This is a genomic window from Streptomyces sp. NPDC050264, assembly GCF_040655895.1.
Classification (GTDB): Bacteria; Actinomycetota; Actinomycetes; order Streptomycetales; family Streptomycetaceae; genus Streptomyces.
Map to the genome: position 1 here is coordinate 150127 of NZ_JBFAKV010000021.1, position 12555 is coordinate 162681.

Annotated in this window: 12 protein-coding genes; 7 read left to right on the plus strand and 5 right to left on the minus strand. The window is 71.7% G+C overall.

Annotated features, from left to right (window positions below):
• Nucleotides 1–59 precede the first annotated feature (59 nt).
• Nucleotides 60–2888 (plus strand): glycoside hydrolase family 2 TIM barrel-domain containing protein, encoded by a 2829-nt coding sequence (locus tag AB0J02_RS31480; RefSeq protein WP_363197209.1) that lies wholly within the window; start codon nt 60–62, stop codon nt 2886–2888.
• On the opposite strand, the gene AB0J02_RS31485 is transcribed toward AB0J02_RS31480, so the two are convergent.
• Nucleotides 2889–3326, minus strand: a complete 438-nt coding sequence (locus tag AB0J02_RS31485; RefSeq protein WP_363197210.1) for an ATP-binding protein — start codon at nt 3324–3326, stop codon at nt 2889–2891.
• 153 nt (nt 3327–3479) lie between these two features.
• Between AB0J02_RS31485 and AB0J02_RS31490 the strand changes: the two genes are divergently transcribed.
• Together AB0J02_RS31490 and AB0J02_RS31495 are read left to right on the plus strand one after the other, a co-directional pair.
• The gene (locus AB0J02_RS31490; RefSeq protein WP_363197211.1) at nt 3480–4325 is read left to right on the plus strand and encodes a helix-turn-helix transcriptional regulator; all 846 of its coding nucleotides are present in this window, start codon (nt 3480–3482) and stop codon (nt 4323–4325) included.
• Nucleotides 4322–4567 (plus strand): DUF397 domain-containing protein, encoded by a 246-nt coding sequence (locus tag AB0J02_RS31495; RefSeq protein WP_363197212.1) that lies wholly within the window; start codon nt 4322–4324, stop codon nt 4565–4567. Before AB0J02_RS31490 ends, AB0J02_RS31495 begins: the two co-directional genes overlap by 4 nt.
• 67 nt (nt 4568–4634) lie before the next feature.
• Here AB0J02_RS31495 and AB0J02_RS31500 read toward each other — a convergent pair whose 3' ends face one another.
• Both AB0J02_RS31500 and AB0J02_RS31505 read right to left on the minus strand, forming a co-directional pair.
• The gene (locus AB0J02_RS31500; RefSeq protein ID WP_363197213.1) at nt 4635–5192 is read right to left on the minus strand and encodes a hypothetical protein; all 558 of its coding nucleotides are present in this window, start codon (nt 5190–5192) and stop codon (nt 4635–4637) included.
• A gap of 292 nt (nt 5193–5484) precedes the next feature.
• Nucleotides 5485–5679: a hypothetical protein gene (locus AB0J02_RS31505; RefSeq protein WP_363197250.1), complete on the minus strand. Its 195-nt coding sequence runs from the start codon at nt 5677–5679 to the stop codon at nt 5485–5487.
• Nucleotides 5680–5759: 80 nt separating this feature from the next.
• Between AB0J02_RS31505 and AB0J02_RS31510 the strand changes: the two genes are divergently transcribed.
• Complete coding sequence (locus tag AB0J02_RS31510) at nt 5760–7802, plus strand: NAD(+) synthase (RefSeq protein WP_363197214.1); 2043 nt, start codon at nt 5760–5762, stop codon at nt 7800–7802.
• Between the two features lie 10 nt (nt 7803–7812).
• Here the strand turns inward: AB0J02_RS31510 and AB0J02_RS31515 are convergent, their stop codons facing one another.
• Nucleotides 7813–8793: a helix-turn-helix domain-containing protein gene (locus AB0J02_RS31515; RefSeq protein WP_363197215.1), complete on the minus strand. Its 981-nt coding sequence runs from the start codon at nt 8791–8793 to the stop codon at nt 7813–7815.
• Between the two features lie 69 nt (nt 8794–8862).
• Between AB0J02_RS31515 and AB0J02_RS31520 the strand changes: the two genes are divergently transcribed.
• The 3 genes from AB0J02_RS31520 (at nt 8863) to AB0J02_RS31530 (ending at nt 12091) form a co-directional block, all read left to right on the plus strand.
• Complete coding sequence (locus AB0J02_RS31520) at nt 8863–9813, plus strand: NADP-dependent oxidoreductase (RefSeq protein WP_363197216.1); 951 nt, start codon at nt 8863–8865, stop codon at nt 9811–9813.
• Nucleotides 9814–9948: 135 nt separating this feature from the next.
• Nucleotides 9949–11331, plus strand: coding sequence for a hypothetical protein (locus AB0J02_RS31525; RefSeq protein ID WP_363197217.1), 1383 nt, complete (start codon nt 9949–9951; stop codon nt 11329–11331).
• A gap of 25 nt (nt 11332–11356) precedes the next feature.
• Nucleotides 11357–12091 (plus strand): hypothetical protein, encoded by a 735-nt coding sequence (locus AB0J02_RS31530; RefSeq protein WP_363197218.1) that lies wholly within the window; start codon nt 11357–11359, stop codon nt 12089–12091.
• A gap of 28 nt (nt 12092–12119) precedes the next feature.
• Here the strand turns inward: AB0J02_RS31530 and AB0J02_RS31535 are convergent, their stop codons facing one another.
• Nucleotides 12120–12536: an NUDIX hydrolase gene (locus AB0J02_RS31535; RefSeq protein WP_363197219.1), complete on the minus strand. Its 417-nt coding sequence runs from the start codon at nt 12534–12536 to the stop codon at nt 12120–12122.
• Between the last annotated feature and the right edge of the window lie 19 nt (nt 12537–12555).

Consider the following 12555-nt stretch of genomic DNA (forward strand, 5'->3'; position numbering starts at 1 on the left):
GCGACGTCCGGGCCCGGTGGGTGACCCTTTCACCCTCAGATCCCGTCGCTAGGAGACCCATGTCCTTCGCGTACGTCGACGATGTCCTGCCCGGGAACGGCGCGCTGCCCCCGCGCGCCTGGTACGCCACCTCCTCCGCCACCAGCCTCTCCCTGAACGGCAGTTGGCGCTTCCGGCTGTCGCCGACGGCCGACGCGCGGGACGAGTCCTTCGCCGCGGAGGGGTTCGAGGCCGGGGGGTGGGCCGAGGTGTCGGTGCCGGGCCACTGGGTGCTGCAGGGGCACGGCGCGCCGATCTACACGAACCACCTCTACCCGTTCCCGGTCGACCCGCCGCGCGTGCCGACGGAGAACCCGACCGGCGACCACCTGCGCACGTTCGACCTGCCTGCGGAGTGGCCCGCCGACGGGTCGGCCACGCTGCGCTTCGACGGCGTGGAGTCCTGCGCGCGGGTGTGGCTGAACGGCACGGACATCGGCGAGTTCAAGGGCAGCCGCCTGCCCCACGAGTTCGCGGTCGGCCATCTGCTGAAGCCGACGGGGAACGTGCTCGCGGTCCGGGTCCACCAGTGGTCCGCCGGCTCGTACCTGGAGGACCAGGACCAGTGGTGGCTGCCGGGCATCTTCCGCGACGTGACGCTGCTGCACCGCCCCGCCGACTGCGCGCTCGACTTCTTCGTGCACTCCTCGTACGACCACGCGGCCGGCACGGGCACGCTGCGCGTGGACAGCGATGTCCAAGGCCGGATCACCGTGCCGGAGCTGGGAGTCGACGTTCCGACGGGTGAACCGGTGACCGTTCCCGTCGAGCCGTGGACGGCGGAGACGCCGCGCCTGTACGCGGGCACCCTGGACACCGGCGGCGAGCGCGTCCCGCTGCGCATCGGGTTCCGGACGGTGGAGCTGTCGGACGGCCTGATCAAGGTGAACGGCACGGCGATCCTCTTCAAGGGCGTCAACCGTCACGAGTGGCACCCCGAGCACGGCCGCGCCCTCGACCTCGACACCATGCGCCGCGACGTCGAGTTGATGAAGCGGCACAACATCAACGCCGTGCGCACCTCCCACTATCCGCCGCACCCCGCCTTCCTGGACCTGTGCGACGAGTACGGCCTGTGGGTGATCGACGAGTGCGACCTGGAGACCCACGGCTTCGTCGAGCAGGACTGGCGCGACAACCCTGTCGACGACGACCGGTGGACGCCCGCGCTCCTCGACCGCGCCGAGCGCATGGTGGAGCGCGACAAGAACCATCCCTCCGTCGTCCTGTGGTCGCTGGGCAACGAGGCGGGCACCGGCCGCGGTCTCACCGCGATGGCCGAGTGGATCCGCGGCCGCGACCCGGAGCGGCTCGTCCATTACGAGGGCGACATCAACTGCCGTGACACGGACGTGTACTCGCGGATGTACGCGGATCACGCCGAGGTCGAGCGGATCGGCCGGGGACTCGACGGCGGCCCGTCCCGTCGCCGTGCGCTCCCCTTCATCCTCTGCGAGTACGCGCACGCGATGGGCAACGGTCCGGGCGGACTCGCCGACTATCAGCGGCTGTTCGATCGGTACGACCGGCTCCAGGGCGCCTTCGTGTGGGAATGGATCGATCACGGGATCGCCGACGAGCGGTACGGATACGCGTACGGGGGTGACTTCGGCGAGGAGCTGCACGACGGCAATTTCGTCTGCGACGGGCTCGTCTTCCCCGACCGCACGCCGTCGCCGGGGCTGATCGAGTTCAAGAAGGTGATCGAGCCGGTACGCATCGACGTCGACGCCCCGGCGGGCATGGTGCGGGTCACCAACCGTCACGACTTCCGTGATCTGTCCGGCCTGTCCTTCACGTGGGCGTACGAGGTCGAGGGCGCGGCGGTCGGCTCGGGGCCGCTCACCCTGCCTCCGCTCGCCCCGGGCGAGCACGCCGAGGTGAAGCTGCCGCCCGTGCCCGCCGACGGAGACGGCAAGGAGACCTGGTGGACGGTGCGGGCGTTCGACGCGGACGAGCACGAGGTGGCCTGGGGCCAGGCGGCCATGGTCGCAACTCCTGTACGGTCAAATCGACTTGAGGCGCATCCCGTGCTCGGTCAGGGGCAGATCGCGCTCGGTCCGGCCACGTTCGACGCGCGCACCGGCGGGCTGCGCACGATCGGCGGCGTCGAGGTGATCGCCCCGCGTCTTGACGTGTGGCGGGCGCCGACCGACAACGACGACGGGGCGAGCTGGCAGAGCGGCGAACGCCTCGGGCCGCTGTGGCGCAAGTTCGGGCTGCACCGGATGCGTCACCGCCTGGACGGCGTGGAGACGGGTCGGGACGCGCTGACGGTGCGTACCCGGGTGGCGCCGGCGGGCCGGGACATCGGACTGCGGGCGGTCTACCGCTGGACCGCCGACGCGGACCGGCTGCAACTGACCGTGTCCGTCGTCCCCGAGGGCGACTGGCGGATCCCGCTGCCACGGCTCGGCGTCCGGTTCGGGCTGCCCGGCGGGGCCGACGCCGTCCGCTGGTTCGGTGGCGGCCCCGGCGAGGCGTACCCCGATACGCGGGCCGCGTCCCGGGTCGGCCTGTGGCACTCCGACGTGGACGCGCTGCAGACCCCGTACGTGCGGCCGCAGGAGAACGGGGCGCGGACCGACGTCCGCTGGGCCGAACTCGGCGGCCTGCGCATCGAAGGCGACCCGAACTTCTGCTTCACGGCCCGTCGTTGGACATCGGAGCACCTCGACGCGGCCGAGCACCTCACGGATCTCACCGCCGGTGACACAGTGTGGGTGAACCTCGACCACGCCCAGCAGGGCATCGGCTCCCAGTCGTGCGGTCCGGGGGTGCTGCCCCAGTACCGGCTGACGCCCGCGCCCGCCGAGTTCACGTTCACGTTCCGGGAATTGGGCGCCTGATCAGACGGTGAATTCGGCCCAGACCGTCTTGCCGGGTGCGGCGGCCGGGTGCGGCGCGACACCCCACCGTGCCGCGAGCGCCTGAACGAGGACGAGCCCGCGCCCGCCCTCGCCTTCACCGGTGTGAGCACGCGGGCACGGCATCCGCTCGCCGCGCTGGTCGGTGACTTCCACGCGCAAGGTCCGGTCGGCGTACTCGGTCAGCCGGACCTGGAAGTCTCGCCCCTGGACGTGGCCGTGACGGACGGCGTTGGCGGCGAGTTCGGCGGTGAGGAGGGCGAGGGTGTCATTGGCGTCGCAGCCATAGGGGTGGCCCCAGTCGTCGAGGTGCTGGGCGACGAGGACGCGGGCGAGTCGGGCGCCCCGTGGGGTGGAGCTGAGCCGCTGCGTGAACATACGTACGGTGACCGGCAGTCGGGCTGCGGAGTTCGCGTGCATGGAGCCACCGTGGCCCGATCCGACCTGCGGTTCCATGGAGCCGACTCGTACGCGAACGCAGCGTACGAGTCCACGGGCTGGACAGGGCACGTAACACACCGTGACCATGGGTGGCTTGCGGGGTTGGTCCCACACCCACCGGGGGTTCGGAGCATGACCGGAAGTCCCATCAGTTCCATCAGCAGCGGTGAGCCCGACCCGAACGACAGCTTGCAGACGTTCGGTGCGGTGCTCCAGGGGTTTCGCGAACGCGCGGGGCTCACCAAGGAGTCGTTCGCGGCGCTCGTGCGCTACTCGGTGAGCTTCGTCGCCTCCGTGGAGCAGGGCAGGAGAATGGCGCCCGACGACTTCGTGTCCCGCGCCGACGAGGCGCTCGACGCCCACGGCATCCTGATCAAGGCGGCGGCCAAGATGTGCCGACAGCCGGGCCTGGCGGCCTGGTTCCGCAAGTGGGCGGGTCTGGAGGAGCACGCCGTCAGCCTGTACACGTACGAATACCGGGTTGTGCCCGGCCTGTTGCAGACGGAGGCGTATCAGCGGGCGCTGTTCGAACGACGTCTTCCGCTGCTCACGGACGACGAGATCGAGGAGCAGGTCGCGGGCCGCTTGAAGCGGCAGCAGATATTGCGGGAGCGGCAGAACACCGTGTTCAGCTTCATCGTGGATGAGCACGTGTTCCTGCGGAGGACGGGCGGACCGGACGCGAGCGTCGAACTCATCGATCAGGTGGTTCAGTTGATCGAGCGGCAGCGCAACGGGGAGATCCAGGTCATGCCGTTGTCGCGTGAGGTGCACGCGGGGATGGACGGCCCTATGCAGCTCCTGGAGACACCTACCAACCAGTGGTTCGCCTACAGCGAGGGGCAACGGACCGGTCAGCTCGTCACCGACCCGAAAACGATCAGTGTGCTCCACCGGCGGTATGCGAAACTGCGGACACAGGCCCTCACCCCAGAAGACTCCGTGAGCCTGCTGAAGCGACTGCGAGGAGCGCGATGACCAGCACCGACGCACTGTCCTGGTTCGAGAGCAGCTACAGCGGAGATTCGAGCGGCGACTGTGTCGAAGTCGCTCTCGCCTGGCGGAAGTCCAGCTACAGCAGCGGCAGTGACGGCGACTGCGTAGAGGTGGCCGCCTGCCCCGCCACCATCCACGTACGCGACTCGAAGCGCCCGGCGGGCGCGCGGCTCGCGCTGTCCTCGGACGCCTGGAAGGAGTTCGTGGGGTTCGCCGCGCGATGAGCTCAGCACAGGACCGGCCCGCCGCGACACCGGCTGCGGCGGGCGTCGCATGGCCGCCTCCGGCGCATCACTGGCCGAGCGCTCCGGGCAGGTCCTGCCAGTCCTGAAGCGCCCCGGCCATGAGTGACCTGAGCTGCTCCTGGCTCTCCTCGACCGTGACGTCCCGCGCGCATGCGCAGTGAGCAAGATCTACTCCTTGCAGCACGCAGACACAGATCCCGCAGATCTGCAACGCGCGTGCGGCCAGGACAAGTTGGCCGACCAGCGGCAACGTGATGTGTCTGGCCAGCTCACCGGCCAACTGCGCCATGAGTTCCGAGCCACCGGATCTACGGACTGCACCGGTCACGCCCGCGCGGACGTAACTGTGCTCGCTCAACTCCAGCAACTTGCGTGCCGCCTCCGCCAGTTCGTCGCAGCCCCCTGGTTTGCCCTGCTCACCGAGAAGGGAGTGCCAAGCTCTCTTCGAGACGTACTCGGCGGCGCGGGCCGAGATCACCTCGACCGTGCCCCCGTCGATGACACCGGCAGCCAGGAAGGCTGCTGCGGCAGGACTGGCTGCACGGTCGACGTCCCCGGGCCCACGTGGCGTCGGCGGCGCCTCGATGTAACGGCGCCTGTTCACATGTTGGTAGCACCGCTCCCTGTCCTGCCGCACGCGCCTACGGCAGGACGTGTGCTTCAGGGTCTCCGCGCCACAAAGCCGGCTCATGCGCCGAGTGTCAAAAGTTGGCGCGCGCATGGCAATGCCGCACCCGAAGTGCCGTCGCCTACCAGCCGCACGGCATTGTCCGAAACCCTCACCCCACCGCCGTTCAGCGGTCAACTATGACTGACCACTGTCTCTGCCGCACCGCTCACGGCTGCCACACGCTCCCGAACCGGCCGGGTCAGGCCACAGACATTCGACGGAAAAGTCAAACAGTCAAGTAATCCGTGCTGTCCACCCATTGGTCGACCGCTCCCGTCAGCGGGCGGCTCCGCAGCTCCGGGTCCGTGAGCGCCCGGACCAACGCCTGCGCGAAGCGCTCCGCGTGCAGGACCTGGAACGGGCGGCTGCGGTACGGCCGCCGGGCCGGGGCGACGTGCCGGAGCGTGTCCGCGCCGGCCAACCGATTTGCCGGTGCGGGGCCGGAAGGGACCATCCGGGTCCCGGCGCGCAGCGCTTCCGGGCGGTTGACATGATGGACGGGTGAACTTCCGGTCGATCTATGCCCAAGGTTTCGCGCGGGTCGCCGCCTGCACCGGCCACGCCGCCATCGCGGACCCGCCCGCCAACGCCGAGGCGATCCTGCGCCAGGGACGCCGCTGTGCCGAGGAGGGGGTCGCCGTCGCGGTCTTCCCCGAGCTCGGCCTGTGCGGTTACTCCATCGAGGATCTCGTGTTGCAGGACGCGGTCCTCGACGAGGTCGAGGAGGCCCTGGCCACGGTGGTCGCCGGGTCGGCGGAGCTCCTGACGGTGCTCGTCGTCGGCGCCCCGCTGCGGCACCGGGGCAACATCTACAACTGCGCGGTCGTCGTGCACCGCGGCCGGATCCTGGGCATCGCCCCCAAGTCGTACCTGCCGAACTACCGGGAGTTCTACGAGCGCCGGCAGCTCACCCCGGGTGACGACGAGCGCGGCGGCACGATCCGGGTCGGCGGCGTGGACGTGCCGTTCGGGGTGAATCTGCTGTTCGCCGCCGAGGACGTGCCGGGGCTCGTGGTGCACGCGGAGATCTGCGAGGACATGTGGCTGCCGGTGCCGCCGAGCGCGGAGGCGGCCCTGGCCGGGGCGACCGTGCTGCTCAATCTGTCGGGCAGCCCGATCACGGTCGGCCGCGCGGACGATCGCAAGATGCTGTGCAGCTCGGCGTCCTCGCGCTACCTGGCCGCGTACGTCTACGCGGCGGCCGGGCTCGGTGAGTCGACGACCGATCTGTCCTGGGACGGGCAGACGATGATCTTCGAGAACGGGGCGCTGCTGGACGAGACCGAGCGCTTCCCGCTCGGCGACCGGTCCGCCGTGGCCGACGTCGATCTGGATCTGCTGCGCCAGGAGCGCCAGCGGATGGGCACCTTCGACGAGAACCGCCGCACCCACGCCGCGCGCACCGGCGACTTCCGCACGGTGGAGTTCCGGCTCGACCCGCCGACCGGCGCCGATCTGGGCCTGCGCCGCCGCGTCGAGCGGTACCCGTTCGTGCCCGCCGACGCGGAGCGGCTCGCCCAGGACTGCTACGAGGCGTACAACATCCAGGTCGCGGGGTTGCAGCAGCGGCTCGGCGCGATCGGCGGCCCGAAGATCGTGATCGGCGTGTCCGGCGGCCTCGACTCCACGCACGCCCTGATCGTCGCCGCCCGGGCGATGGACCGGGCGGGCCGGCCGCGCAGCGACATCCTGGCGTTCACGATGCCGGGTTTCGCGACCGGCGACCACACGAAGAACAACGCCCACGCGCTGATGAAGTCGCTCGGCGTCACGGCGGCCGAGCTGGACATCACGGACACCGCGCGGCTGATGCTGAAGGAGATGGACCACCCGTTCTCCTCCGGTGAGCCGGTGTACGACGTCACCTTCGAGAACGTGCAGGCCGGGCTGCGCACCGACTATCTCTTCCGGCTCGCCAACCAGCGCGGCGGCATCGTGCTCGGCACCGGCGACCTCTCCGAGCTGGCGCTCGGCTGGTGCACGTACGGCGTCGGCGACCAGATGAGCCACTACAACGTGAACTCGGGCGTGCCGAAGACGCTGATGCAGCACCTGATCCGGTGGGTCGTCAGCAGCGACCTGTTCGGCGACGAGGCCGGCCGGACGCTGACCGCGATCCTCGACACGGAGATCAGCCCCGAGCTGGTCCCGGGCGAGGAGCTGCAGTCGACCGAGTCGAAGATCGGCCCGTACGCGCTGCACGACTTCACGCTCTTCTACGTGCTGCGGTACGGGTTCCGGCCCTCGAAGATCGCGTTCCTGGCGTGGCACGCCTGGCGCGACCAGGAGGCCGGCGAGTGGCCGCCGGGCTTCCCCGAGGCCGATCGCGGCTCCTACGACCTCGCGGAGATCAAGCACTGGCTGGAGTACTTCTGCAAGCGCTTCTTCGGGTTCGCCCAGTTCAAGCGGTCCGCGATGCCGAACGGTCCGAAGGTCTCCGCCGGGGGTTCGCTCTCGCCGCGCGGCGACTGGCGCGCGCCGTCCGACAGCAACGCGCGGGCGTGGCTGCGGGACCTGGAGCGCTGGGAGTGGCCCGCACAGTGACGCGGCTGCCTCAGACGGCCGCGCCGAGGCTGCGGAACGTCCGCCGGTACGCGCGCGGGGAGACTCCTATCGCCGCCTGAAGGTGCTGCCGCAGCGAGGTGCCCGTGGCGAAGCCGACCTCCGCCGCGATCCGGTCGACCGGCAGATCGGTGGACTCCAGGAGGTGGCGGGCCCGGTGCACCCGCTGCTGGATCAACCAGCGGCCCGGGCTCGTACCGGTCTCCTCCTGGAAGCGGCGGGCGAACGTGCGCGGGCTCATCCGGGCGTGCGCCGCCAATTCCCGCAGGGCGAGCGGCTGGTCCAGGCGCTCAAGGGCCCAGGCTCGGGTGGTGGCGGTCCCGGTGTCGCCCTCCTCGGGCATCGGCTGCTCGATGTACTGGGCCTGCCCGCCGTCGCGCCACGGCGGTACGACACAGTGCCGGGCGACCCGGTTGGCGACGGCGCTGCCGTGGTCGGAGCGCACCAGGTGCAGGCACACGTCGACGCCGGACGCGGCGCCCGCCGAGGTCAGCACGGAACCGTCGTCGACGAAGAGCACCTCGGGATCGAGGTCGACGGCGGGGAACATCCGGCGGAAGGCGTCGGCCAGCGCCCAGTGCGTCGTCGCGGGCCGGCCCTCCAGGAGCCCGGCCGCGGCCAGCGTGAACGCGCCCGTGCAGATGGAGACCAGGCGGGTGCCCGGGCGGATGCGGGCCAGCGCGGAGCGCACCTCGTCGGGCAGCTCCGCCGTGATGCGCCGCAGATCGTAGGGCGGGATCACCACCGTGTCGGCGCTCTCCAGCGCCTCGGGGCCGTGCGCGACGGTGATGGTGAAGTCGGCGTCCGTCCGCACCGTCCGCTCGTCCGTCGCCGCGCAGGTGAGCACTTCGTACGCGCCCGGCACCAGCGGGAAGACCCGGTTCGGGATGCCGAGCTCGAAGGGGTAGACGCCGTCGAGAGCGAGGGAGACGACGCGGTGCGGCCGGCCGGCCGGAGTGTCCTGTGAGCCCATGGCACGATGTTATCGGTTCATGGCAATCTTGCCATTGCCGAGGTCGGACGGCCGGGGCAGGCTGATCACATGACCAAGCACACGATGAAGGCCCTCACCCAGACCACCCTCGGGGCCCCCGACGTCCTGCACGAGGCCGAGGTCGCCCGGCCGGAGCCCGGGATCGGCCAGATCCTCGTCGCCGTGCACGCGGCCGGTCTCAACCCGACCGACTGGAAGCACCGCGAGGGCGGCCTCTTCCTGGGCGAGCCGCCGTTCACGCTCGGCTGGGACGTGTCCGGTGTCGTCGAGGCCGTCGGTTTCGGCGTCTCGCTCTTCGAGCCGGGCGACGAGGTGTTCGGCATGCTGCCGTATCCGTTCGGCGCCGGTTCGCACGCCGAGTACGTGACGGGTCCGGCCCGCGCGTTCGTCCCCAAGCCCGCCGCGCTGAGCCACGTCGACGCGGGCGCGCTGCCCCTGGCCGCCCTGACCGCCTGGCAGGCCCTCGTCGACAACGCCCGAATCGCCCCCGGCCAGCGGGTGCTGGTGCATGCGGCCGCCGGTGGCGTGGGGCACCTCGCGGTGCAGATCGCGAAGGCACGCGGCGCGTACGTCATCGGCACGGCGAGCGCCGCCAAGCACGACTTCGTGCGCGGTCTGGGCGCGGACGAGGTCATCGACTACCGCACCGCCGACTTCGTGGCCGAGGCCCGGGACATCGACGTGGTGCTCGACTCCCTGGGCGGCGAGAACTGCCTGCGCTCCCTGGAAGTGCTCAAGCCCGGCGGCATCCTGGTGTCGATCCTCCCCGACAAGTGGGACCCCGTCAGGGACCGGGCACGGGAGCTGGGCGTGCGCGCCAGGCTCATGCTGGTCGAGCACGACCAGGCGGGCATGGCGGCGATCGCGGCGCTCGCCGAGTCGGGGCAGCTGCGCGCGCACGTCTCCCGTACGTACGCGCTCTCCGAGGCGGCCAAGGCGCACACGGAGGGCGAGACCGGCCGCGTCACGGGCAAGCTGGTGCTGGCGGTCCGCCCGTAAACCCGCGCGGCGCACGCCGGCAGGACGTCGGCGTGCGCCGCACGGGCCCCCTGGCCGCACCCCCAACGCGCCGTAGACTGGGGTCACTTAAGCCGTTCGTGACCCACGTGGAGCCCTGGGGGGAGGGAGCCGGCCGTGCCGCAGCGGCAGCTGAACCGGAGTCCGTCCACGCGCCGCACCCGAGTGCCGTCCGGGGCCCGGCAGAGCTCGCCGCCGCAGCGACTGGTGGGCTGGCTCGGCGGATTCGGGGCCGCGGCAGCCGCGTACACCGTGTTCCAGTCGGCGCTCGGACTGCTGCCGAGCGGCCTGGCCGGGGACTCCGCCCGGTACGCGGTCGCCGCGACGGGCGGCGTCGGCGCGGGGCTCGCGGTGTGGCTCGCGGCCGCCCTGGTCCGTTCCCGGCAGGCCGAACAGGCGGCGCGCGCAGGCCGGTCGGGCTCCGCAGCGGGCGGCCCCGGCCGGCTGACGGCGCTCACCACGGCGGCGTACGCCACCCTCACCTCGGAGCTGTGCACCGCCGACGACCCGGTCACCGGCGCGCGGCTGACCGGCTGGACGCACTCGCTCGGCGAGCCCGGGCGGGCGCGGCCGACCGCGACCGGAACCGCGTACGGGCTGCATCTCGCGCTCGACCTGGGCACGTCCGACGGCCGGCTGAGCACCGGCGAGCTGGTGCGTACGTTATGGGCGCTGCGACTGCCGGACGGCGGCTGGTCGGCGCGCTCGCAGGGCACCCACGCCCGGCCCGAGGTGACGGCGCTAGTGCTCGGGGCGCTGGCCAGGGCAGGCGCGGACCCCGACCGCATCGCGGTCGAGGCGGACCGGTGCGCGGCCGATTTCACGCGCGAACTCGACCGTACGGGCCATGAGTTGACGCATGTCGTGACGACGGTGCTGCGCGGGATGCTGCGGGCGGCGCCGGGTCAGCGCGACCGGCTGCGGACCCTGCGCGACGTCCTGGTCGCCGGGGCCGTGCCCGACCCCGCGCGCGCCGGAAACCCCCGCTGGGGGTACCGCCTGGCCGCGCCGCAGGGCCCGCCGTCCGCGCTGCACACCGCGCAGGCCGTGGTGGCGCTCGACCGCACCGCCCGGGTCCTCGGCGAGGAGAGCGACGCGGCGCGCGCGGCCCGCGAGGGCGGGGTGCGCTGGCTGCTCGCCTGCCCGGACCCGGACCACGAGCGCTGCCTCGACCTGGAGAACCTGCGCGAGGAGGTGCGCCGCCCCCGCACGGACCAGCCGGACCGGGTGGAGGTCTTGAACGTCCGTCATTTCACCGCCAGTTGGCTGATCCGCGCCCTGCTGACAACCGGCGCGCGGGACGTCGCGCGGGCCGGCGGCGGGGAGCGGATCCGGCGGCAGCAGCTGTCCGGCGCGGCCGCGGCGGCGTGGCGGGGGCAGACGGACGGCATATGGACCTGGGTGCGGGACGACACAGGTGAGCTGCGGCGGCCGATATGGATGACCTACCAAGGTCTTTCGGCGCTGCGTGCCCATGCCTTATGGATATATGAGCCATGAGGAGTCGTGCGGGGAGGACGTGGGCATGAGGGCTCGACCAGCGGATTCGGCGCGGCGGCTGCTAGCCGATGCCCTCGACGTGCATGCGTCCGACGCGGACCTGGCGCGGGCGGCACACGATGTGGTCACCCGACTCGGCTCTCCCAGACGCCTGTTGGGGCTCGTCCATGACCTCGCGGCGGGCGACAGCGACCCGGAGGGCCGCGCGCGGCTCTCGTACCGGCACGTCCTCGGCTTCGACAAGCTGCTGCTCATCGACAGCGGCCCGCGGCACATGCTCCGCGCCCACGTCTGGCATCCGGGCGAGCGCGGCCCGGAGGACATCCACAACCACCGCTCCCCGCTCGCGTCGCACATCGTGCGCGGAGCGCTGCGGATGGAGCTCTACGCGCACGACACCCTCCCGCGGGACGGCGGCGAGCAGGCGGCCCGGTACCGGGAGTCGCTGTCGCGGGACACGGCGGACTGGCTGCTCGAACCGGCGGGCCCGGCCCTGCTGCGCCTGACCCAGGTCGCCGAGTACGCGGCGGGCAGCAGCTACGCCCTGCCGGCGCACACGTTGCACCGGGCGTGGAGCACGGCTTCCTCGCCGACGGTGACGTTGTTCCTGGAGACGGGGGCGGGGCGGCGCCGGCACACGGACGTGTTCCTCGGCGCGGACGCGGAGCGGCACGCTCCCGCGGTGGCGAAGACACCGCTGAGCGTGAAGGAGTATGTGCGGGAACTGGAGTCCCTCGCGGGCCTGTTGACCGGCGCGTGACGCGGCCGGGGCCTCGGCGGTACGGCTTTCAGAGGTACGGGAGGGCCTGCGTCACGATGGCGCGGTTGTAGTCGTCGATGTCCACGGTGCCCAGGTCGGCGGGGGCCAGCCACTCCGCGGCCTGGTCGGCGTGCGGCAGCACGATGCCCGTACCCAGCGGGCGCACCAGATAGTTGTCCTGGACGTTCTTGACCTCGCGGCCGCGGTAGTCGCTGACGAAGGAGGACTCGCCGATCTTGCGCACGACCTTCCCGAGCAGCCCGGTCTCCTCCTTCAGCTCGCGCAGCACCCCGTCCTCGGGGCTCTCGCCCGGTTCGAGCTTTCCGCAGGGCACGCCCCACACGCGGGGCAGGAATTGCTCGGTCTCGCTGCGCCTGACCAGCAGGACACGCCCGCCGAGTACGACGACGGCCGCGGCGAGCCGGTTTTTCGGGTGAGTGGCCACGTGTACCACGGTAGCGCGT

Excerpts from the sequence above, each read along its gene's own strand:
- AB0J02_RS31515 (WP_363197215.1), bottom strand. The coding sequence starts at position 8,793 with ATGGGCTCACAGGACACTCCGGCCGGCCGGCCGCACCGCGTCGTCTCC.
- AB0J02_RS31530 (WP_363197218.1), top strand. The coding sequence starts at position 11,357 with ATGAGGGCTCGACCAGCGGATTCGGCGCGGCGGCTGCTAGCCGATGCC.
- AB0J02_RS31495 (WP_363197212.1), top strand. The coding sequence starts at position 4,322 with ATGACCAGCACCGACGCACTGTCCTGGTTCGAGAGCAGCTACAGCGGA.
- AB0J02_RS31490 (WP_363197211.1), top strand. The coding sequence starts at position 3,480 with ATGACCGGAAGTCCCATCAGTTCCATCAGCAGCGGTGAGCCCGACCCG.
- AB0J02_RS31485 (WP_363197210.1), bottom strand. The coding sequence starts at position 3,326 with ATGCACGCGAACTCCGCAGCCCGACTGCCGGTCACCGTACGTATGTTC.
- AB0J02_RS31520 (WP_363197216.1), top strand. The coding sequence starts at position 8,863 with ATGACCAAGCACACGATGAAGGCCCTCACCCAGACCACCCTCGGGGCC.
- AB0J02_RS31480 (WP_363197209.1), top strand. The coding sequence starts at position 60 with ATGTCCTTCGCGTACGTCGACGATGTCCTGCCCGGGAACGGCGCGCTG.